At 73.9% G+C, this 20,131-nt stretch carries 20 protein-coding genes; 10 read left to right on the top strand and 10 right to left on the bottom strand.

Annotation, left to right across the window (positions count from 1 at the left end):
- Positions 1-50 precede the first annotated feature (50 nt).
- A complete protein-coding gene (locus ABZ923_RS08125; RefSeq protein ID WP_361468273.1) occupies positions 51-695 on the bottom strand; it encodes a hypothetical protein in 645 nt (214 codons plus the stop codon).
- Positions 685-1,200, bottom strand: coding sequence for a SigE family RNA polymerase sigma factor (locus tag ABZ923_RS08120; RefSeq protein ID WP_208032901.1), 516 nt, complete (start codon positions 1,198-1,200; stop codon positions 685-687). The genes ABZ923_RS08125 and ABZ923_RS08120 overlap by 11 nt, the downstream gene beginning before the upstream one ends.
- A 168-nt stretch (positions 1,201-1,368) precedes the next feature.
- On the opposite strand from ABZ923_RS08120, the gene ABZ923_RS08115 reads away from it, so the two are divergent.
- From ABZ923_RS08115 to ABZ923_RS08105, 3 genes are all read left to right on the top strand, one after another.
- Positions 1,369-2,433: a sigma factor-like helix-turn-helix DNA-binding protein gene (locus ABZ923_RS08115; protein ID WP_361468269.1), complete on the top strand. Its 1,065-nt coding sequence runs from the start codon at positions 1,369-1,371 to the stop codon at positions 2,431-2,433.
- Positions 2,430-4,139 carry a transglycosylase domain-containing protein gene (locus ABZ923_RS08110; RefSeq protein ID WP_361468266.1) on the top strand — a complete coding sequence of 570 codons (1,710 nt, stop codon included), beginning with the start codon at positions 2,430-2,432 and terminating at the stop codon, positions 4,137-4,139. The genes ABZ923_RS08115 and ABZ923_RS08110 overlap by 4 nt, the downstream gene beginning before the upstream one ends.
- 139 nt (positions 4,140-4,278) lie before the next feature.
- A complete protein-coding gene (locus ABZ923_RS08105) occupies positions 4,279-5,403 on the top strand; it encodes an NADH:flavin oxidoreductase (RefSeq protein WP_361468263.1) in 1,125 nt (374 codons plus the stop codon).
- Positions 5,404-5,465: 62 nt separating this feature from the next.
- Here ABZ923_RS08105 and ABZ923_RS08100 read toward each other — a convergent pair whose 3' ends face one another.
- Genes ABZ923_RS08100 through ABZ923_RS08090 form a run of 3 tightly spaced genes read right to left on the bottom strand, consistent with a single transcriptional unit; the run spans position 5,466 to position 7,959 of the window.
- Positions 5,466-6,038, bottom strand: coding sequence for a hypothetical protein (locus tag ABZ923_RS08100; protein WP_361468260.1), 573 nt, complete (start codon positions 6,036-6,038; stop codon positions 5,466-5,468).
- A 46-nt stretch (positions 6,039-6,084) separates the two neighbouring features.
- Entirely contained in the window at positions 6,085-7,008 is a 924-nt protein-coding gene (gene murQ, locus ABZ923_RS08095) for an N-acetylmuramic acid 6-phosphate etherase (RefSeq protein WP_361468258.1), read from the bottom strand.
- Between the two features lie 45 nt (positions 7,009-7,053).
- Positions 7,054-7,959, bottom strand: coding sequence for a MurR/RpiR family transcriptional regulator (locus ABZ923_RS08090; RefSeq protein ID WP_361468255.1), 906 nt, complete (start codon positions 7,957-7,959; stop codon positions 7,054-7,056).
- A gap of 56 nt (positions 7,960-8,015) precedes the next feature.
- On the opposite strand from ABZ923_RS08090, the gene ABZ923_RS08085 reads away from it, so the two are divergent.
- Together ABZ923_RS08085 and ABZ923_RS08080 are read left to right on the top strand one after the other, a co-directional pair.
- Entirely contained in the window at positions 8,016-8,399 is a 384-nt protein-coding gene (locus tag ABZ923_RS08085; RefSeq protein ID WP_361468252.1) for a hypothetical protein, read from the top strand.
- A gap of 7 nt (positions 8,400-8,406) precedes the next feature.
- Positions 8,407-8,682: a DUF4031 domain-containing protein gene (locus ABZ923_RS08080; protein ID WP_361468250.1), complete on the top strand. Its 276-nt coding sequence runs from the start codon at positions 8,407-8,409 to the stop codon at positions 8,680-8,682.
- On the opposite strand, the gene ABZ923_RS08075 is transcribed toward ABZ923_RS08080, so the two are convergent.
- Positions 8,667-9,755 carry a GNAT family N-acetyltransferase gene (locus tag ABZ923_RS08075; protein WP_361468292.1) on the bottom strand — a complete coding sequence of 363 codons (1,089 nt, stop codon included), beginning with the start codon at positions 9,753-9,755 and terminating at the stop codon, positions 8,667-8,669. The genes ABZ923_RS08080 and ABZ923_RS08075 overlap by 16 nt on opposite strands.
- 35 nt (positions 9,756-9,790) lie before the next feature.
- Positions 9,791-10,435: a hypothetical protein gene (locus ABZ923_RS08070; RefSeq protein ID WP_361468247.1), complete on the bottom strand. Its 645-nt coding sequence runs from the start codon at positions 10,433-10,435 to the stop codon at positions 9,791-9,793.
- 158 nt (positions 10,436-10,593) lie between these two features.
- Here ABZ923_RS08070 and ABZ923_RS08065 point away from each other — a divergent pair, with 158 nt between their 5' ends.
- The gene (locus ABZ923_RS08065; RefSeq protein WP_361468245.1) at positions 10,594-11,292 is read left to right on the top strand and encodes a copper homeostasis protein CutC; all 699 of its coding nucleotides are present in this window, start codon (positions 10,594-10,596) and stop codon (positions 11,290-11,292) included.
- On the opposite strand, the gene ABZ923_RS08060 is transcribed toward ABZ923_RS08065, so the two are convergent.
- On the bottom strand, positions 11,289-11,993 hold the full coding sequence (locus ABZ923_RS08060) for a hypothetical protein (protein ID WP_361468242.1): 705 nt from the start codon (positions 11,991-11,993) through the stop codon (positions 11,289-11,291). The genes ABZ923_RS08065 and ABZ923_RS08060 overlap by 4 nt on opposite strands.
- A 39-nt stretch (positions 11,994-12,032) precedes the next feature.
- Positions 12,033-14,087 carry a UvrD-helicase domain-containing protein gene (locus ABZ923_RS08055; RefSeq protein ID WP_361468239.1) on the bottom strand — a complete coding sequence of 685 codons (2,055 nt, stop codon included), beginning with the start codon at positions 14,085-14,087 and terminating at the stop codon, positions 12,033-12,035.
- A gap of 165 nt (positions 14,088-14,252) precedes the next feature.
- Here ABZ923_RS08055 and ABZ923_RS08050 point away from each other — a divergent pair, with 165 nt between their 5' ends.
- From ABZ923_RS08050 to ABZ923_RS08040, 3 genes are read left to right on the top strand one after another with little or no spacing between them, the layout of a single operon-like run.
- Complete coding sequence (locus ABZ923_RS08050; protein WP_361468236.1) at positions 14,253-14,435, top strand: hypothetical protein; 183 nt, start codon at positions 14,253-14,255, stop codon at positions 14,433-14,435.
- Positions 14,436-14,453: 18 nt separating this feature from the next.
- Positions 14,454-15,641 carry a glycosyltransferase 87 family protein gene (locus ABZ923_RS08045; protein ID WP_361468233.1) on the top strand — a complete coding sequence of 396 codons (1,188 nt, stop codon included), beginning with the start codon at positions 14,454-14,456 and terminating at the stop codon, positions 15,639-15,641.
- Positions 15,605-15,934 carry a hypothetical protein gene (locus ABZ923_RS08040; RefSeq protein WP_361468231.1) on the top strand — a complete coding sequence of 110 codons (330 nt, stop codon included), beginning with the start codon at positions 15,605-15,607 and terminating at the stop codon, positions 15,932-15,934. Before ABZ923_RS08045 ends, ABZ923_RS08040 begins: the two co-directional genes overlap by 37 nt.
- Here the strand turns inward: ABZ923_RS08040 and ABZ923_RS08035 are convergent.
- A complete protein-coding gene (locus ABZ923_RS08035) occupies positions 15,931-17,880 on the bottom strand; it encodes an NAD-binding lipoprotein (protein ID WP_361468228.1) in 1,950 nt (649 codons plus the stop codon). The two genes, ABZ923_RS08040 and ABZ923_RS08035, sit on opposite strands and share 4 nt — an antisense overlap.
- 231 nt (positions 17,881-18,111) lie before the next feature.
- Between ABZ923_RS08035 and ABZ923_RS08030 the strand changes: the two genes are divergently transcribed.
- Positions 18,112-20,130: an NAD(P)/FAD-dependent oxidoreductase gene (locus ABZ923_RS08030; protein ID WP_361468226.1), complete on the top strand. Its 2,019-nt coding sequence runs from the start codon at positions 18,112-18,114 to the stop codon at positions 20,128-20,130.
- The last annotated feature ends 1 nt before the right edge of the window (position 20,131 follow it).

Genomic DNA, 20,131 nt, shown 5'->3' with positions numbered 1-20,131 from the left:
GCACTCCCAGCTGGTGGCTGGGGGTGCCGCCCTCGGGCGTTCGCCGAAGGCTAGGTCCTCGGCGTGACCGACACCGACAGCGTGTCGCCCGGCCTCAGCCTGTTGTAGAGCCATACGGCGTTCTTCGTGTCGAGGCCGATCCAGGCGCCGCGGGAGCCGCAGGCGAGTGAGCCGACGTAGAGGCTGGACCTGTCGGTGCCGCGCAGCTCGACCACGTACGGTTCGGCCACCTTGCAGGCGGACGTGGTGAGTCCGTGGGCCGTGTCCCGTGTGAGGTCGAGTTTCGCGGTGACGGTCAGCAGGCCGGCGGAGGGGCGGGTCGGGTAGCCCGAGGTGATGCGCATGACCCGGCCGTCGACGGTCAGGGCCCGCTTCTCGACGTCCACCGTGCCGATGACCGGGGTCGTGAGAGGGCTGGGGGTGGGAGTGGGGGACGCCGGGAGCCGGGGAGCGGTGGCCGCCGGGGCCTGGCGGTGGGCCGGAGTGCCGTCGCCCGGGTTCAGCGTCAGTGCGAAGGCCGCCAGGGCGAGGGCCGCGGCGCCCGCGCCGAGGACGAGGGCCGTGCGACGGCGGCGGCCCCGGCGGACGGCGCGGCGGCGGATCCCGCGAGCGCCGAGGGCCGGCGGGGTCTCGTTCGCCGTCGCCAACTCGCGGAGTGCGGTGGTCAGGTCGTCCGGGACGAGGTCATCCGACACGGCCGCCCTCCTTCCGTACCGGCTCATCGGCCTCGTCCGTGCCCAGCTGCCTCGCCAGTGCCGCCCGGCCCCGGGACAGCCGGGCCTTGACCGTGCCCACGGGCGCGCCGGTCTCGGAGGCTACCTGCTCGACACTCAAGTCGCACAGATGGTGCAGGACGATCGCCAACCGCTGCGCCTGGGGCAATTGGCGCAACGCTGCCACCAGGGCGGTGTGTTCGGGACCGGGGCCGGGAGTCGACTCGGGCGGCGTGTGCCGTCGCATCAGTTCCAGCCAGCGCCTGGCGCGCCGCCAGCGGCTGACCGCCAGCCGTACGGCGACCGTGCGGATCCAGGCCTCGGGGGCGCTGTCGGCCAGGAAGGACTTCCGCCGGTCCCAGGCGCGTACGAACGCCTCCTGCACCACGTCCTGGGCCTCGCCGTGGTCTCCGGTGAAGGCATAGAGCTGCCCGGTCAGGCGGGGGAAGGCCGCTGCGTAGAAAGCGTCGAACTCGTCCTCGGTCATGCCCTCCGCCGGAGTCTTGCTGCGTCTTGCTGAGTCCTACCGGGTCTCTCTGCTGTCTCTCTGTGTCTTGTGTCTCCCGTGCAACCCGCCTGTCCCGCCCGTGCGTACAGGTCCCGTGGGCCGCGAGCGCGGCGTACATCGAAACACACGTGACCGAAGGAGAAGACGATGCGGACGGGTGCCCGGATCCATGACGACTTCGCCGCCTGCGCGCGCGCCTGCTGGCCCCGGCTCCTCGTCACCGCGCGGTTGCTCACCGAGGACCTGCCCGAGGCGGAGGAACTGGCGCGGAGGACGCTGATACGGGTGTACGCGCGCTGGCGCCGCGTTCCGCGCAACGACGTCGACTTCCACGTACGGCGTCAGCTCGTGCGGAGCCGGCTGCGGCGGCCGTGGCCGCTCGTGGGCCGTGCCGCCCGGCAGCGGGCCGTGCTGGTGCTGCGGTACGGCGAGGGGCTGCCGGACGCGCAGATCGGTCAGCTGCTCGGCATCTCCAAGGGCGCGGTGCGCCACGTCGCCAGGCGTGGGACGAAGGCGGCCGGGGGTGACGAACAGCGGCTGCGCGAGGCCTACGCCGCCGTGGCCGGTGACGTGGTTCCCGGCCCGCTCCCGCTGGACGCGGTGACCGCACGGGGGCGGGCGAGGCGGCGGCGCCGGGCCGCGGTGGCCGCCGGTGCCTGCGCGGTGGTGCTGGTGGCCGGGGGCTCCCTCGCCGTCGGCCGGGTCGCCGGGAGCGGTCACGGTGAGTCGTCCGGTACGGCGGGCAGTCGGGCGGTGGGTTCCGTGCGGATCGTGGCGCCCGGGGAGCGGGTGCAGGCGGCGCCCGGCGTGGAGATGTGGCTGACCGCGGACGGCAGTCACTGGTCAACGCCGCAACAGGCCGACCAGTTCCGCGGGTTGGACGCCTACTCGCGCCACGAGCCGGGGGTGTCCCTGCAGGCGGAGCCGGTCGAGGGCAGGTACTTCCTGTCCGGCCTGTACTACGGCGTCACCGGGGACCCGGGACGCGTCGAGCTGAGCACCGGTCACCGTCAGGTCGCCGCCAAGGTGCTCACCCTGGCGGGCAGCCCCGGCTGGGGGGTCTGGTACGCGACCACGTCGCTGTCCGCACAGGACACCAAGGCGCTCATCGTCGAGGGCATGGAGAAGACCCGGGGCGGTGAGGGCGTCAGGGTGTACGACGCCGCGGGCGCCGTCGTGGCACGGCTGCGGAGCGGGGGGTGGTCGGCATGACCCCGGAGCTCAAGGAGGAACCCAGGGAGATGCCCGACGAGGAGCCCAGGGAGGGGTCCAGGGAGGAACCGCAGAAGGCGCCCAAGAAGGCGCGCGCACGGGCGAGTTCGCGGCGCGTCCCGTTCCGCGTCCGTCTGCGCCGCAACCGGGGCCGTATCGCGCGTCACCTGCTGGTCGCCTTCCTTCTCCTGTTCGCCCTGCTGTGCGGGGCGGTCGTCGTCGCGTACAAGCTCACCGTCATTCCCGAGCCGCATCCGGACACGGTCGTCCAGAGCACCGTCTTCCTCGACGAGAAGGGCGCCTACCTGGGCCGCCGCGGTCCGGTCGACCGTCAGGAAGTGCCGCTGTCGCAGGTCCCGCGGTATGTGCAGAACGCGGTGATCGCCGCAGAGAACCGTTCCTTCCGGACCGACTCCGGCGTCTCCCCGAAGGCCCTCGTCCGTGCCGTCGCGGCGGCGCTGACCGGCGGCGAACGGCAGGGCGGCTCCACCATCACCCAGCAGTACGTCAAGAACGCGCTGCTCAGCCCCGAGCAGACCCTGTCACGCAAGGCGCGCGAGGCGCTGATCGCGGTCAAGCTGGACCGCACGCGCTCCAAGGACGAGATCCTGGAGGGCTACCTCAACACCGTGTACTTCGGCCGGGGCGCCGCCGGCATCCAGTCGGCCGCGCGCAACTACTTCGACGTCGACACCAGGAACCTCACGGTCTCCCAGGGTGCGGCCCTGGCCGCCATCATCAACCTCCCCTCCTACTACGAGAAGGCCGGCTCGGACCCGAAGGTCACGGCGACGCTCCAGAAGCGCTGGGAGTGGGTGCTGGACGCGATGGCGTCGAGCGGGGACATCACGGCGAAACAGCGCTCCGGGGCCCGCTTCCCGGCGTTCCGGTTCTATCCGCCGGGGGCGACCGACGGGCAGCGGCAGTACCTGATCGACGTCGCGGCGAAAGAGGCCGCCGACCGGCTCGGCATCAGCGAGGACCAGCTGGCGCGCGGCGGCTACACCGTGCGCACCACCTTCGACCTCCCCCTGCAGGTCTCCACGGCGGAACTGGTCAAGGGGCGGACGGCAGGCAAGGGGGTACGGCTGCACACCGCCGTCGTGGGCATGGAGCCCGGCGACGGTGCGGTGCGGGTGCTGTACGGGGGGTCGGACTACGCCCGGAAACCCTTCAACGACGCGGTGAGCGGGGCGGTGGAGGCGGGTACGGTGATGACGCCGCTGGAGAGGATGCCGTTCGGGGCGCCGCTGACCGGGTTCCCGAAGACGGCCGCGCCCACTCCGCTGAGGCTCACGTCGGCGTACGCGGCGGTCGCGGCCGACGGCATGTACGCCGCGCCGTACACCGTCGCCCGCATCACCCGCGACGGCCGCACCGTCTACTCCGCGCATCCCGACCGCCACCGGGTCCTGCCCGGGCAGGCGGCCCGCGCGGCGGCCACGCCGGTACCGGCCGGTGCCGGGGCCACCCCGGTCGCAGGCCCTCCGGCGAGCCTGTTCACGGCGGGAGCGGGCGGCGGCATCACCCGTCGCACGGTGTGGACCGTCGCCTACGACGCCCGGCTCACCCTGACCGTCACCCTCTTCGCCGACAAGCCGGGCAAGAAGAAGGACACGACGGTGCCTGCGCAGCTGCCGACGGATCCCTCACCGACAGGGTTCACGGAACAGACGGCGACCCAGCTCTGGGGTCGCTTGAGGTGATCGGAGTGTGAGCGGCGCCACGCACAGGATTCCCGTGGGGCGGAATGTGGGGCAGCGCATAGGCGATTACTTAAGGAGCTGCAACAATGCGTGCTCACATACCGGCCGGTTCAACCCGCCACCCACGAGGAGCCCCCACGTGACCGCCACGACGCCCGCCTCCCGCGCGGCCCAGATCCTGTCCCGCCCGATCGCGCTCAACGGTCTCACCGTTCCCAACCGGATCGTGATGGCGCCGATGACCCGCATGTTCTCCCCGGGCGGCATCCCCGGTGCGGACGTGCGCTCCTACTACGCCCGCCGTGCCGCCGCCGGTGTCGGCCTCATCGTCACCGAGGGCACCTACGTCGGCCACGAGTCGGCCGGTCAGAGCGACCGCGTCCCGCGGTTCCACGGCGAGGAGCAGCTGGCGGGCTGGGCGAAGGTCGCCGAGGACGTGCACGCGGCCGGCGGCCGTATCGTCCCGCAGCTGTGGCACATCGGCATGGTCCGCAAGCAGGGTGACGCCCCGTTCCCCGACGCCCCCGCCGTCGGCCCCTCCGGCCTGGAGACCGCCGGTGCCGAGCCCACCGGCAAGGCGATGACCCAGCAGGACGTGGACGACGTCGTCGCCGCGTTCGCCGAGGCCGCCGCCGCCGCGGAGCGCATCGGCTTCGACGGCGTGGAGATCCACGGCGCCCACGGCTACCTCCTCGACCAGTTCCTGTGGGCCGGCACCAACCGCCGTACGGACGCCTACGGCGGCGACCCGGTGTCCCGCACCAGGTTCTCCGCCGAGATCGTCGCCGCCGTGCGTGCGGCGGTGTCGCCCGAGTTCCCGATCCTGTTCCGCTACTCGCAGTGGAAGCAGCAGGACTACAACGCCCGGCTCGCCGAGACCCCCGAGGAGCTGGAGGCCCTCCTCACCCCGCTCGCCGCGGCCGGTGTCGACGTCTTCCACGCCTCCACCCGCCGCTACTGGCTGCCCGAGTTCGACGGCTCCGACCTGAACCTGGCCGGCTGGACGAAGAAGCTCACCGGCAAGCCGGTCATCACCGTCGGCTCGGTCGGCCTCGACGGCGACTTCGTCAACGCCTTCCAGGGCGAGGGCTCCCCGGTCAAGGGCATCGACAACCTCCTGGACCGCCTGGAGTCCGACGAGTTCGACATGGTGGCCGTCGGCCGCGCGCTGCTCCAGGACCCCGAGTGGGCGGCCAAGGTGCTCGCCGACCGCTTCGACGAACTGCAGCCGTACGACGCGGCGGCCGTGAAGACCCTGAGCTGACCCGCCCTCAGCGGGCCCGGGCCCTCGGCGGTGGCCCGGGCCGGCCGCGGTGGCCCGGGCCCTCAGAGGTTGCCCATGGGTTCGATGTCGACCCGTAGGGGCGTCCCCCACACCCGCAGCACCTCGTAGTCGGTGAACTCGTGCACGAGCCGGTAGGCCATCGCGGGCCGCGATCCGCGCCGCTGGGCCGCGAGATAGGCCTCCGCCTCGTGCCGGTCCCGCCGCGGTGTGCCGCAGAGCTGCCACTCCTGCCCGTTCCACAGCTCGGGCAGCCACCGCTGCTGCGGCTGCGGCCGGTCGCCGCGCACGCCGTACCGGGAGGGCGCGGTGCGGGCCGGCTCGCCCGGCCGTGGCCTGCTGCCCTGGAACTCCGACCGGCGGGCGGCCCGGCGCCGGGTCTCGCACAGCAGGCACAGGTCGGGCGCGCTCTCGTCCACCGGGCCCTGCGGGTGCTCGGGGCACCGGGTGGCGGGCGCGCCGGCGGCGACGGTGTCGTCCAGCAGATCCAGGGCCCGCCGCAGATCGTCCTTGATCTCGTGCAGTCGGCCGTCCGGCGTGTCGGCGGTCAGCGCCTCCCCGTGCTCCCCGAGCAGCCGAAGGGCCCGTCCGAGGGCGGTGAGCTGGGCGTGATTCATATCGGTGGGTGCCTCCTCCCCTCCATGGTGCCTGGCCCGGCGCGGGTCAGCGGGAGGCGTCGGTCAGGGCGGCCCGCAGGTGGCCGGCGGACTCCTCCAGGAGACGGGCGGCCGTCGGGCCGTCGACGCCGGTGAGCAGGACGAGGATCGCGTGCTTCACCTCGCCGCCGGTCTCGGTGAGCGCCTTCTCGATCTCGGCGTCCCCCGCGCCCGTGGCCAGGGAGACGATCCGGTGCGAGCGGGCGCGGAGCTTGTCGTTGGAGGCGCGCACGTCGACCATCAGGTTCCCGTACGTCTTGCCGAGCCGGATCATCGTGATCGTCGACAGCATGTTCAGCACCAGCTTCTGGGCCGTGCCCGCCTTCAGCCGGGTGGAGCCGGTGATCAGCTCCGGGCCCACGACGACCTCGATGCCGTGCTCGGCGGCGGCGGCCAGCGCGCTGTGCTCGTTGCAGGACAGGCCCACGGTCAGCGCGCCGAGCGCCCGGGCGTGCTCGACGGCCCCGACCGCGTAGGGCGTACGGCCGGACGCGGAGACGCCGACCACGCTGTCGTCCGGGGTGAGCTTGAGCGCGTCCAGGTCCCGGCGGGCCAGCTCCCCGGAGTCCTCGGCGCCCTCCACGGAGGTGACCATGGCCGCGGGGCCGCCCGCGATCAGCCCGACGACCTGGTCGGGGTCGGTGTTGAAGGTGGGCGGGCACTCGGAGGCGTCCAGGACGCCCAGCCGGCCGGCGGTGCCCGCGCCGGCGTAGACGAGCCGTCCGCCGCGGCTCATGCGCTCGGCCACGGCGTCGATGGCGGCGGCGATCCGCGGCAACTGCCGTGCCACGGCGCCGGGTACGCCCGCGTCCTCGTCGTTCATCAGCCGGGCGATGTCGAGGGTGGGCAGCCGGTCGATCTCGGCCAGCTCGGGCCGGAAGGCTTCCGTGGTCAGGGAAGCCAGCTGACTGCGCAGGTCATGGGAGGTCATGGGGGGTGGCCTTCTCCAGTACGGGGACGTGCTTTTCCCTACGGTCTATCGCGAAGCGCTCCGGTGCCGGTGGGCCAACGCCTCGTAGGACGCGGCGAGCGCCGGCGCCGCGGTCTCGTACGTCCGCTGCGCCACCCCCACGAACAGGCAGTCCACCACCAGCAGCTGACTGGTCCGGGAGGACATCGCGGCGGGCCGCAGCTCGGTCTCCCGCGAGGTGGACGTGGTCAGCACCAGGTCGGCGTACTGGGTGACCGCGGAGTCGGGCCGCCCGGTGATGGCCACCGTCGTCGCCCCGTGCTCGAAGGCGGTCCGGAGCGGCTCGATGACGTCCCCCGTGGACCCGGAGTGGGTGATCGCGATCGCCACGTCACCCGAACGGAGCTGCACGGCGTTGGTCACCGCGAGGTGCGGGTCGCTGTGCGCGTGGGCTATGAGCCCTATGCGCAGCAGCTTCTGGGTGAGGTCCTGGGCGACGAGCCCGGAGGCCCCTATGCCGTACACATCGGTGCGGCGGGCGCTCGCGAGCGCGGTGACGGCCGCGTCGAGCTGGGTGGTGTCGAGTCCGGCGGCGGTGTCGGCGAGGGTCTGCTGCTCCTCGTAGGCCAGCTTGGCGACGACGTCGGCGATGGGGTCGTCCACCGCGATGTCCGTGGTGATCGCGGGCGCGCGGCCGGACTGCTGCTGGGCGGCGAGTCCGGCGAGGGCGAGCCGCAGATCGCGGTAGCCCGGGTAGCCGAGCAGCCGGGCGGTGCGTACGACCGTCGCCTCGCTGGTGCCGGTGAGTTCGGCGAGGCCGGTGACCGTGAGGGCGGCGCAGCCGGCCGGGTCGCCGGCGACCGCCTCGGCGACGCGCTGCATGGACCGGGTCATGGACGGGGCGAGCGTGCGCACCTTGGCGGCGAGGGAGCCGACCGGACTGCCGAAACTTTCCTTCACGTCCTGGGTCACGAGTGAAAGATATTTTCGGTTCGGTGTCGCGGTCAAGAGTGCGCACAATGGGGTGCATGGACCCCATCAGCCCCCTGGAGCAGGCCTTGCACGCGGCCCGCGCCCTGGTCCTCGCGGACCTGGTCGCCGGGCAGGTCGCGGAGGCGGACGTCGTCTCCCTGGTGGAGGAGTCCATCGCGCAGCGGCGCTGGTGGGTCGAGCAGTGGCCGGACGGCGTGACCTTCGTCGCCGGTCTGGTCGCCCAGGACGTGCAGGACGCGCTGCTGGAGCGGTACGGCCGCTGGCCGCTGTGCCCGGTGTGCGGCTCCGGCGACCCGCACGCGCTGGACGTGGAGCCGGAACTGGGCCCCGACCCGCACTGGGTGTGCCACAAGGCCGGCGTGAAGGTCGCCTCGGTGGGCTCCCTCGGCTCGGCCGGCGGCGGGATGACGTCCTCGTGAGGCGCCGGTGACCCTCTACATCGACCCGCCCACCTGGCCCGGCCACGGGCGCCTGTGGTCGCACCTGGTGAGCGACGTGTCGTACGACGAACTGCACGTCTTCGCCGCCGGGTTGGGCGTACCCCGCCGGGCCTTCGACGGCGACCACTACGACATCCCGTCCCACCGGTACGCGGACGCGGTGGCGGCGGGGGCGGTGGAGGTCGACAGCCGCGAGGTGGTGCGGCTGCTGAAGGCCGCCGGACTGCGCCGGCCCAAGGGCCTGGCTCAGCGGCGCAGGTAGAGCAGCAGCCCGGGGTCCGTGTCGTGGTCGTGTCGGGTGGTGTGTTCCTCCTCGACCGTGGCCCGGGTGAAGCCCGCGCGGGTGACCACGTGCTGGGAGGGCAGGTTGTCCGGTTCGACGGTGGCGATGACCGTGTCGACGTCGTCGCGGGCCAGGGCCCACTCGGTCAGGGTGCGCAGCGCCTCGGTCGCGTAGCCGTGGCCGCGGGCGCCGGTGACGAGGTCGTAGCCGATCTCCACGCGGCGCTCCTCGTCGGGGGCGCCGTGGAAGCCGATGCCGCCGACCGCCCGGCCGTCCTCGGGCCGTACGAGGGCGAAGACGCCGAACTCCGGGCGGTGCACACCGGCTTCGTACGCCTTCACCAGGTACGTGCAGGCCTCCCGGGTGCCCTCGTACGGGCCGTCGTCCAGCCAGTCGAAGCCGCCGTCGCCGCCGAGGGCCAGATCGCGGGCGGCGGCCGGGCGGATGCCGGTGAGGGTGACCCGGTCGGCGGGGATGACCAGGTTGTTGTACCAGGTCCAGTCGGTGACCGGGGCGCGGCCGGGCAGCTTACCGCGGCCGGTCGCCCACAGCAGGGTCGGCCACGGCTCGGGGCCGGGCTGGATGTGCGGGAAGAGCCAGGCGAGGACGGATTCGGCGAGGTCGGCGGGCGCCTCGTAGGGGAGGCCGAGGCCGCGGGCGATGTCGTGGGTGTGCAGCACGGCCTCGGCGACGCCCATCGCGGCGAAGCCCTCGCGGTCGGCGCTGCCGAAGGGGGAGGGGTGGAAGGCGCGCACACCCGGCGGTGCGGTGCGGACCGCGGCGGCGAGCAGGGCGCCGGTGGCCTCGATCACCTGGAGGAGTCCGGCGTTGTCCGTGCCCTCGGGGAGGGTGATGTGCAGCGGGAGGCGGTGCGGGGCGCGGGCGGCGAGCCGGCCGGCGTACGCGGCGAAGTCCTCGGCGATGTGGAACGCGGTGGTGCGGCAGGTCCAGTCCATACCGGCCGCGTTCACCGTCTCCCAGTCGCGGTCCGCCGCCGCGCGCAGAGCCGCCGTGCAGCTCGCGACGGCCGCCTCCACCTGGTCCCCGCTCATCGTCCGCATGCGGGCACAGTACGGCGGCGGCGTCCTCAGGTCGACAGCATTTCCAGCTCGCCCGTGAGGTTGTAGCGCGCGGTGGCCTCCCAGTGCTCCCGGCCGTACGGGGTGCGGAACAGGCGGGGCAGGTCCAGCAGTTGGCGCAGGACGGCGGAACGGCCCTGGCGGAAGGCCTCGTTGGGCACGAAGTGGTACTCCTCGCGGACCTCGGCGGTGTAGGCGGCGTACGCCGACGGGGGCGCGGCCAGGATCGCGAGGTCGGCGTCGCACAGCACCTGGCCGTCGGGGTCGTCGTCGGCCGGGTCGTGGGTGACGGTGAGCCGGACCAGCCGGGCGACCTCGGCCGTCTTGGGATCCGGTACACCGGCCTCCGGCAGGGCGCGCTCGGCCAGCCGCGCGGACCGCTCCTCGTTCTCGGACCGCTCGGGGTGGTAGACGGCGTCGTGGAACCAGGCGGCCAGGCGGACCACGTCCGCGTCGGCCGCGTACGTCTCCAGGGTGTCGACGTGGTCGAGTACGGCGGTGAGGTGGGCCACCGTGTGGTACCGGCGCTGGGGCTCCTGCCAGCGGGCGAGCAGGTTGTCGGCGTAGGGGGCGGGGTCGGGGCCGCCGCCCGGGGCGCGGGCTGCTTCCAGGGCGCGGGCGAAGCGGAGGCGCAGGGCGTCGAGGTCGGCCATGCCCCCATTCTCCCGTGACGCGGCCCGGCGTGGGCCGGGGAGGCGGCGCTGAAGATCTTCGGCTCAGTGGGGCACCGTGGCGCACCGGTACCGGCGTACTCTTGAATTGGACTAGACCTGTAGAGCCCGTAGTCGTAGACGCCGATGAATGGGGTGCCATGAGCAAGCGTGCAGTCCTGGAGGTGATCGCCCTCGACGCCGAGGACGCGGTCGCCGCCCAGGCCGGAGGCGCGGACCGGCTGGAGCTGGTCACCGAGATGGCGGCCGACGGGCTGACCCCCGCGCCCGCCACCGTCGCCGCGATCCGCGCCGCCGTCGACATCGACCTGCGCGTGATGCTCCGGCTCGCGGACGGCTTCGCCGCCGGTGACGTGGACCGGCTGGTCGGCGTGGCCGGCGAGCTGCGGGAGGCCGGCGCCGACCAGTTCGTGCTCGGCTTCCTCGCCGAGGACGGCGGTGTCGACCTGGCCGCGGTGGAGCGGGTCGTCGGCGCGCTCGCCGGCTGCCGGTGGACCTTCCACCGGGCGATCGACCGGGCCGCCGACCGCGACGCCCTGCGCAAACAGCTCGCCGACCTGCCCGGCCTGGACACCTACCTCACCGCCGGCTCCGCCGCTGGCGTGGACGACGGCCTGCCCACGCTGCTCGCCGAGGCGGCCCGCGACGGCGAGCCGGGGTACGAGCAGCAGATCCTGGTCGGCGGCGGCCTGCGCCTCGACCACGTCCCGCGGCTCCGGGCCAGCGGGATCGAGGCCTTCCACATCGGCGGCGCGGCCCGCCCCGACGGCTGGCAGGGCCCGGTCTCGGCGGACGCGGTCGCCGAGTGGCGTACGACACTGGACGGGGTGGCCGGCTAGTTCCTCACCGGGTGCAGGCACAGCGCGAGGTCGCCGTTCTCGCTGTACTCCGGATACGCGTAGTAGACGCCGGAGCCGCAGGAGGGGGAGTCCGGCCGGTGGACGCGGAACTCCGCCTCCGGTGAGCCGCAGTCCACGGGCCGCAGATCCTGCTCGGGCCAGTCCGCGTCGTTGGCGGCGCACGAGCCCGGCTTCAGGGTCGGGTGCCCGCTCCCGCCGGAGTCGACCGCCACGCCGATGACGAGGAGCACCGGGACGGCCAGGACCAGCCCGGCGAGGGCGAGCAGCGGGACGAGCGCGACCAGGCCCGCGGGCCGCCTCAGCAGCGGGCGGCCGGGGTCCAGCGGCGGGCGCCAGGCGGCCGTGGCCGGCGGCGGGAGCTTGCGGATGCGGGACAGCTCACCGAGGTTGAGCAGCAGGACGAACGGGGTGATGAGCATCGACAGCGGACCCCACCAGCCCTGGACCAGGGTGTCCGCCTGCATCTTCCGGGCGACGGCCAGCCCGCAGGTGCGGCACAGCACGCCCTGGCGCCGCAGGAACCGCATGACCACGACCATGCCCTGATGCCCGCGCACCGTCACCGGCGCGGCGGGCATCGCCCCGCACACCTCACACCCGGGGCCGGGCGGCTGCTGGTACGGGTACGGCCCCGGCTGCTGCGGGTACGGGTGCGCGTGCGGCGGGTACGGCGTGCTCAACGGCGGCCTTTCCACGGGGACATGGCGGAGTACAGCACCCTACTCGGCGAGCTGCGGCGGCAGCGGGGCCGTGTGCGTCACGATCAGGCCCGACACCGCTCGGGTCAGCGTCACGTACAGGCGCCGCAGGCCCGTGCGCTCGTCCGGTTCGCCGTCCACCACCGCCTGCGGCTCGTCCAGGACCACGTAGTCGTACTCCAGGCCCTTGGCCAGGGAGGCCGGGACCAGGGTCAGGCGGGTCTCGCGGGTGGTCTCCTCGCCGGGGGCCAGGTACGGGAGGCCGGCCGCCGTCAGCGCCGCGGCGAGGGCGGGCACGCGGGCGTCGGCGGCGATCAGGCCGGTCGAGCCCTCGTTGCGCAGCAGCTCCGCGCACGCGGCGACGACGTCGGCCGCCTCCGTGGCCGTACGCACCTCGAAGAAGCCGGGGTTCTCCCGGACCGAGGCGACCGGGGTGAGGCCGGGCGCGATGTGCGGCAGCAGCCGGGAGGCGTACGCGATGACGTCCGTGGGGACGCGGAACCCGGCCGTCAGCTCCTCCACGACCCCCTCCCGCTTGCCGAGGTGGGCCAGCGCCTCGTCCCAGCTCCGGGTCGCCCACGGGGTCGTGCCCTGCGCGAGGTCGCCCAGGACGGTCGCGCTGCCGGTGGTGCAGCGGCGGCCGACGGCCCGGTACTGCATGGGGGAGAGGTCCTGCGCCTCGTCCAGCACGACGTGGCCGAGCGAGTGCGTGCGCTGGACCAGGTCGGCCGCCTCGTCGATCAGCACGGCGTCCGCCGCCGACCACCTGGCCGACTTCACACTGCGCACCGGCTTGGTCCACAGGATGGTCTTCTGCTCGTCCTCGTCCAGCAGGCCGTCCGCGTGTGCGGCGAGGAACTCCGCGTCGGTCAGCAGCCGCAGCACCAGCCTGGCCGGGTCGACGGCCGGCCAGACCGCCTTCACGGCCGCCTTGACCGCGCTGTTGCGGGCCACCGCGTCCTGCACCCGGTCGTCCGGCGCCTCCCCGGCCCGCTCCATCTGCACCAGCACCGCGTGCGCGATGCGCTGCGGCAGGGCCTCGCGGGCGGCGCCGTAGCGGATGTCCCGGGCCAGCAACTCGCGGACGATCTCCTCCAGTTCGTACGCCGGCACCCGCCAGCGCCGGGAGCCGCGCACCACCACGACCGGCTCGCCGGGCAGGGTCACGTGGGAGTACAGGGCACGCCTGAGCACTTCGGCCATCCGGGCGTCGCCCTTGACGATCGCGGCGGCGGCCTCGTCCGTACCGCGCACCTCGACCTGCGCGACCAGATCGTCCACGGTGGCCTGCTGCACGCTCAGCTCGCCGAGCGCGGGCAGCACCTGCTCGATGTAGTGCAGGAAGGACCGGTTCGGCCCGATGACCAGGGTGCCGGTGCGGGCCAGCCGCTCCCGGTGGGCGTAGAGGAGGTAGGCGACCCGGTGCAGGCCGACGGCGGTCTTCCCGGTGCCCGGGCCGCCCTGCACGCAGACCGTGCCGCCGAGCCCGCTGCGGACGATCTCGTCCTGCTCGGGCTGGATGGTGGCGACGATGTCCCGCATCGGGCCGACGCGGGGGCGTTCGATCTCCTGCTGGAGCAGCTTGCTGGTCGTGGCCGCCTCGGCCGGGTCGGACAGGTGCTCGTCCTCGTACGCCGTGAGGTCGCCGCCGGTGTAGCCGAAGCGCCGGCGCAGCCCGATGTCCATCGGGTCCTTCCTGGACGCCCGGTAGAACGGCTGCGAGACCGGCGCGCGCCAGTCGATGACCATGGGGTCGCCGTCCGCGTCGTGGACGTGCCGCCGCCCGATGTAGAACCGCTCGCCCTCGGCCCCCTCGGCCTGCTGCGCGCCCGGCGCGTGCAGGTAGTCCAGCCGGCCGAAGAACAGCGGGGTGTCGCTCAGGTCGGCCAGTGCCTTGATGCGCTCGTCGATCTGGCGGGCGAGCACCTCGGCGTTGACCCAGTTCGCGGTGACGTCCCTGATGTCCAGGGCCTCCACCTCCTCCCGCATGGCGCGCAGGGCGGCACGGGAGGCGGCGAGGTGGGAGCGCTCTCGGGCGAGCGGGTCGTCGAGCGGGGCGTGGGCGGGCGTGGACAAGGGGGTGCCTCCGGTGGGCCTGCTGCGTGGGCGACGACGATGCCGTCCGGTTTCCGGCCGGACGGCGGCACTCCGTGAGGGAGGCGGGCAAGGGCGGAGATTTTAGGCGGGGCGGCGACACCGGTCCAATGGATTTCCGCCCCGGAGTCGTTCCACCATGGAGGCATGAGCGCATCAGCCATCACCCCGGCGCGGATGCGGCCACCCTCCGGCGCCACCGCCGTCGAGGGCACCCATCACCACCGCCTGGGCAGTGCCCTGCGGGCGGTGAAGGTGTTCGCGGAGGCGGCCTTCCGCGTCCTGATCCTCGGCGAGTACGGCGAGGAAGCAGGCATACGCCGCAATTAGCGACATAGGGTCACGTGCGTGCGCAAACGGACGGTGACGCCCCGCCTGCCTGCCCTGCTCCTGCTCGCCCTCTCCCTCGCCTCGTTCGCCGCGTTGTGCGCCCTGCGCGGCGCACCCATGGCCGACCTCCTCGTCTACCGGGCCGAGGGCGCGGCCGTCGCCCACGGCACCGACCTGTACGGCTTCACCGTCACCCGGTGGCGGCTCCCGGCGACCTACCCGCCCTTCGCGGCGGTCCTGTTCGTCCCGGCCGCCTGGCTCCCCGTACCGGCCCTGAAGGCGGCCGTCCTGGCGGGCAACGTCCTGCTGCTCGCCACCCTCGTCGCCCTCTCCGCCCGCCTGGTGTCCCGCCCGCTGCCGCCGGCCCCGCTCTGCGCGGCCACCGCGCTCGCCCTCTGGCTCGAACCGGTCTTCCAGACGCTCCTGTACGGCCAGATCAACCTGGCCGTCACCTGCCTGACCCTGTGGGACCTGACCCGGCCCCCCGGCGCCCGCGCCAGGGGCCTCGCCCTCGGGATCGCGGCCGGCATCAAGCTCACCCCGGCCGTGTTCGTGGTCTACCTGCTCCTGCGGGGCCGCGGCCGGCAGGCGGCGACGGCCGCGGCGGCCTGCGCGGGGTCGGCCGCGCTCGGGGCCGTGCTGCTCCCGTCGGCGAGCGCCGACTTCTGGACCCGGCGGCTGTGGGAGACCGGCCGGGTGGGCAAGGCGTGGATCGTGGACAACCAGTCGCTGCGGGGGCTGGTCGCCCGGATCCTGGGCGACCCCGCCCCGGGCCTTGCCTGGGCGCTGCCGGCGGCCGCGGTCGCGGTGGCGGGCCTGGCGCTGGCGGTCCGCACCCCGCGGGACAGCCACGGCGTCCTGCTGACCGCGTTCACCGCCCTGCTGGTCTGCCCGATCAGCTGGACCCACCACTGGGTGTGGTGCGTGCCGCTGCTCGCCGTGCTGCTGGCGGAGGGGTGCACCCGTACGGCCGCGCTGACGGCCCTCGTCTTCACCGCCCGCACGATGTGGCTGGTGCCCCACGAGGGGGACCTGGACCTGGAACTGCCGTGGTGGCAGCAGCCGTTGGCGGCCGCTTATCCGGTCCTGGTGCTCGGGCTGCTCCTCTCGTATGACAGCATGATCAGCCGTTGTCCAACCCTTTCGACCGAGCAAACGGGGACACTGACATGGCTTTCTCGAAGCTTCCGCTCCGCAAGGCGGTGAGCGGTCTGACCGCTGCCACCGCCCTCGCCCTCGGCGCCACCCTCATGGCCGCTCCCGGCGCCTCCGCCGTCGGCTCCTCCGCCTGCACCAAGAACATCAAGGACCGGACGCTGCAGGTCGTCCAGTGGGACCACGCCGACATGTACACCAGCCCCAGCTTCAAGTCCAAGGTGAAGAAGTCCGTCTTCGCGGGCAGCAGCGTGCGCGTCTACTGCACCGCGAAGGGCGGCGACTGGTACTACGGCAAGTCCGGCAAGACCAAGGGCTGGATGGAGTACCACGCGTTCTTCTAGGCCGGACGCTCCCGCGCACCCCGGCTGCGCGGGACACCGCCGCCCGGACGGCCCGCGCCGTCACCGGCGATGACGACGATCTCGTCACCGGTGTCCCAGCGCCGGCGGCCGGACTTCGGCGGGTTGACCCGCAGCCCGTAGCCGGGGGCGCGGCCGGCCTCGGCGTGGCCGCGGTACCCGATGGCGCACTCGCCCCGGTCGCGCGCCGCGGCGACGACCGTGGCGAAGGACGCCTCGTGGCCGGTCAGGACGTAGTCGGCGGCCGGCCGCAGATGGACCTGGGTGCCGCCGGCCGAGAACAGCTCGTCGAACACCGCCGCCAGGTGGCGGTTCTGGGAGATCTGCGCCAGCAGCAGTCCGATGAGCTTGCCGCTGATGATCACGTCGGCGCCGGGGCCGAGCGGCGCGAGGGGCCGGTTGCCGTCGTCGGTCAGTTCGGTGACCACCGGCAGCTCCCGGCCGGTGCGCTGTTCGAGGTGGCGCAGCACGAGCAGGGTGACGAGCGTGCTGGTGTCCGGCTCCTCCGGGGGCTCGCCGGGCCGTGGCTCCCGGCCGAGCACGATGACGCTGTCGTAGGAGGCCAGGTCCAGGCCGGACAGGGTCTCGGGCCGGGTGGTGTCGCCCCTGCGGGGCACGCAGCTCCAGTCGGCGCCGCCGGCGTCGGACGCGGCCCGCACCGTGGCCTCGTCCTCGTCGGCCACCACGTCGGCGACGGAACCAGGGGGTGCGTTGCGGCCCCATTCCCGCAGCACGAGCGGCGCCCGGCGGTTCCAGCCCAGCAGCAGCACGCGCTCCGGCCGGATGTCCGGCGGCCGGGGCCCCGCCATGAGCCGCTCCTCGACGAACCGCGTGCAGTCGGCGAGTTCCGCGGTGTCGTCGTCGGCGGTGAGGACGATGAGCCGGTCGTCCGGCTCGATCACCGTCCGTGCCGGAGGGTTCAGCCACGGCGTGCCGTCCCGGATCAGGCCGACCGCGCTCGCGTTGCCGTAGGCGAGCAGCGCGTCCCCGAAGTCCCGGCCGACCAGCGAGGGGTGTGAGGCCGGGTAGAACTCGTCCCCGGCGAAGTCGAGCAGCTCGCGGTGGACGAGGGACAGGCCGGGGCGGCGCGCGGCCTGCGCGATGAGCCGGGCGGTGATCGTGTCGCTCTCCACGACGATGCCGCGGGCTCCCGCGGCCAGACGGGCCGCGAGCAGGTAGCGGCTGTCGCGGACCGCGGCCACGACGGGCGCGGTGGCCTCGTCCCCGGACGCCGTCGCCCGCAGGGCCAGCAGGGCCTTGACCACGTCCGCGTCGCTGCGCGACTCGTCGGGCGGCAGCACGATCACCGAGTCGGCCGTGGCCGGACTGGTCAGGGCCAGGACGGCCGGATCGGCCGACGGACCGCTGCGGCAGATCAGCCGGGTCCGGCCGGTGGGGCCGACCTTGCCGTACAGGGCCTCCTCCATGGCCGTCTTGTCCCGGTCGGCCAGGACCGCCACGGCCGGACCCCGCTGGTTGGCGCCCGCCGCGACCAGTTCGCCCACCACCGTGAACACCTGCTCCGACCAGCCCAGCACCACCACATGGCCGCGCTCGACCAGCGTGGAACGGCCGCGCCGCAGGGCGATGAGCCGCTCGGTCAGCCCGGTCGTGATGAGGCCGACGAGGGTCGAGACGTACACCAGGGCGACCAGGGCCAGCAGCACCGACAGCACCACCCGCACCGGCGTACCGGTGGTGCCGCCCAGCCGCAGCGTCTCCCCGGTCAGGCGCCAGACCGCCGCCAGCCTGCCGGGGAGGGTGGCGGGGGCGTGCCCGCTCGTCCACACCAGCACCGCGCTCGCGGGGACGACGACGGCCAGGCAGACCACCACCAGCCAGCCCACCAGGGCCGAGGTCCCGCGCGCCAGGGTCGTGTCGAACCAGTACCGCGCTCGGGCACCCACCCCGGGACCGCGCTGTTCCACCTTGTTCCCCCTCCGCACCGCAGGCCGTTGGGGGCAGTGTCCTGATCCGGCGCCGTGCGCCGCGCGGCACGGCGCACGATTCATCCCTTCGCCGTAACCGGATGCAGCAGGCCGCCCCGCCGTGCCTCCGCGCACCCGGGCCCCGCGGGTTTGGGCCGCGGCCTTCGCCCGTCCGTGGCAATCCGCCGCAACCGGGCGCGCACCGGCTCGGCGGGCCAGTAGAAGTTCGCCATGACCGAAGATCACCAGGCGGACGCCGGCAACGGCTGCCTGACCAGGCGTACGCTCACGACCGCCGCGGGCACGACCGCCGCGGCCACCTTCCTCGGCGCCGGCAGCGCGGCGGCCCTGCCCGCCCAGGCGCCTCCCCGGGCCCCCGCCCCGGCGGCCCCCTCCCGGGCCCGCGGCGCGGACTTCGACCGCTGCCTCGCCGCCGCCCGGGCCCTGCTCGTCGTGGACTCCGGCGACCGGCCCCTCGTCCCCGGCTACCAGCGGGTCCTCAGGGACGGTCTCCCACGGGCGCGGGCGGGCCGGCCCAAGAGCGTCCTCGTCGTCGGGGCGGGCCCGGCCGGCCTCGTCACGGCGTGGCTGCTGCGGCGCGCCGGACACCGCGTGACCGTCCTGGAGGCCAACGGCAACCGGGCGGGCGGACGCATCAAGACGTTCCGCCGCGGCGGCCACGAGGAGGCGGCGCAGCCCTTCGCCGACGCCCGCCAGTACGCCGAGGCCGGTGCGATGCGGCTGCCCGGCAGCCACCCGCTGGTGATGGACCTCATCGGTCAACTGGGCTTGCGGAAGAGGCCGTTCTACTACGTCGACGTCGACGCGGACGGACGTCCCGTCGCCCACACGTGGATCCATGTCAACGGCATCCGCATGCGACGCGCCGACTACGCCCGCGCGCCCCGGCGGATCAACCGCTCCTTCGGCGTCCCGCGCGCCCACTGGGACACGCCGGCCGCGGCCATCCTGCGTTCGGTGCTCGATCCGGTGCGCGACGAGTTCAGCACGGTCGGTCCCGACGGCAAGCGGATCGACAAGCCGCTGCCCGAGCGGGTCCGCGGCTGGGCCCGGGTGATCCAGCGCTTCGGCGACTGGTCGATGTTCCGCTTCCTGACCGAGCACGCGGGCCTGGACGAGCGGACGGTCGACCTCATCGGCACGATCGAGAACCTCACCTCACGGCTGCCCCTGTCCTTCGTCCACAGCTTCATCGGCTCCTCCCTGATCAGCCCGGACACCGCGTTCTGGGAGCTGGAGGGCGGCACGGCCGTCCTGCCGGACGCCCTGCTGGCCAAGGTCCGCGACGCCGTGCGGTTCGACCGGCGGGTCACCCGGATCGAGTACTACGACCCCGACCGCGCCGGCGGCGACACGCGGCACGTCCACGCCAAGGGGCCCCACGTCTGGGTGGACACCGTCTCGGAGGGGCGGGACGGCCCGGTCGTGCGGGAGCAGTTCACCGCCGACGCGGCCGTGGTGACCGTGCCCTTCTCCGGCCTGCGCCATGTGCAGGTCAGCCCGCCGATGTCGTACACGAAGCGGCGGGCGATCACCGAACTGCACTACGACTGCGCGACCAAGGTGCTGCTGGAGTTCAGCCGCCGCTGGTGGGAGTTCGACGAGTCCGACTGGAAGCGGGAGCTGCACCGCATCGACCCCGGTCTGTACGACGCCTACCGCACCGGACGGGCCCCCGACGACGGCCGCCTGCTCGGCGCCCACCCGTCCGTCCCGTCCGGCCACATCACCCCCGGCCAGCGCGTCCACTACGCCGCCAACCGTGCCGCCGCCCGCGACCAGCCGGAAGCGGCCGGCGTCATCGGCGGCGGCTCGGTGTCGGACAACGCCAACCGCTTCATGTACCACCCGTCCCACCCGGTCCCCGGCAGCCCGGGCGGGGTGGTCCTGGCCTCCTACAGCTGGGCGGACGACGCCCTGCGCTGGGACTCCCTCGACGACGACGCCCGCTATCCGCACGCCCTGTGCGGCCTGCAGGAGGTCTACGGCCAGCGGATCGAGGTCCTCTACACGGGCGCGGGCCGGACCCAGAGCTGGCTGCGCGACCCCTACGCCTACGGCGAGGCGTCCGTCCTCCTGCCCGGCCAGCACACGGAACTGCTCCCGTCCATCCCGACGCCCGAGGGGCCCCTGCACTTCGCGGGCGACCACACCTCCGTCAAACCGGCGTGGATCGAGGGCGCGCTGGAATCCGCCGTGCGCGCCGCCCTGGAGGTCCACACGGCCTGAC

Source organism: Streptomyces sp. NPDC046881, assembly GCF_040645015.1.
In the GTDB taxonomy this organism is placed as follows: domain Bacteria; phylum Actinomycetota; class Actinomycetes; order Streptomycetales; family Streptomycetaceae; genus Streptomyces.
The sequence above is the reverse complement of the archived record's forward strand: the minus strand, read 5'-3'. Positions and strand labels throughout refer to the sequence as shown.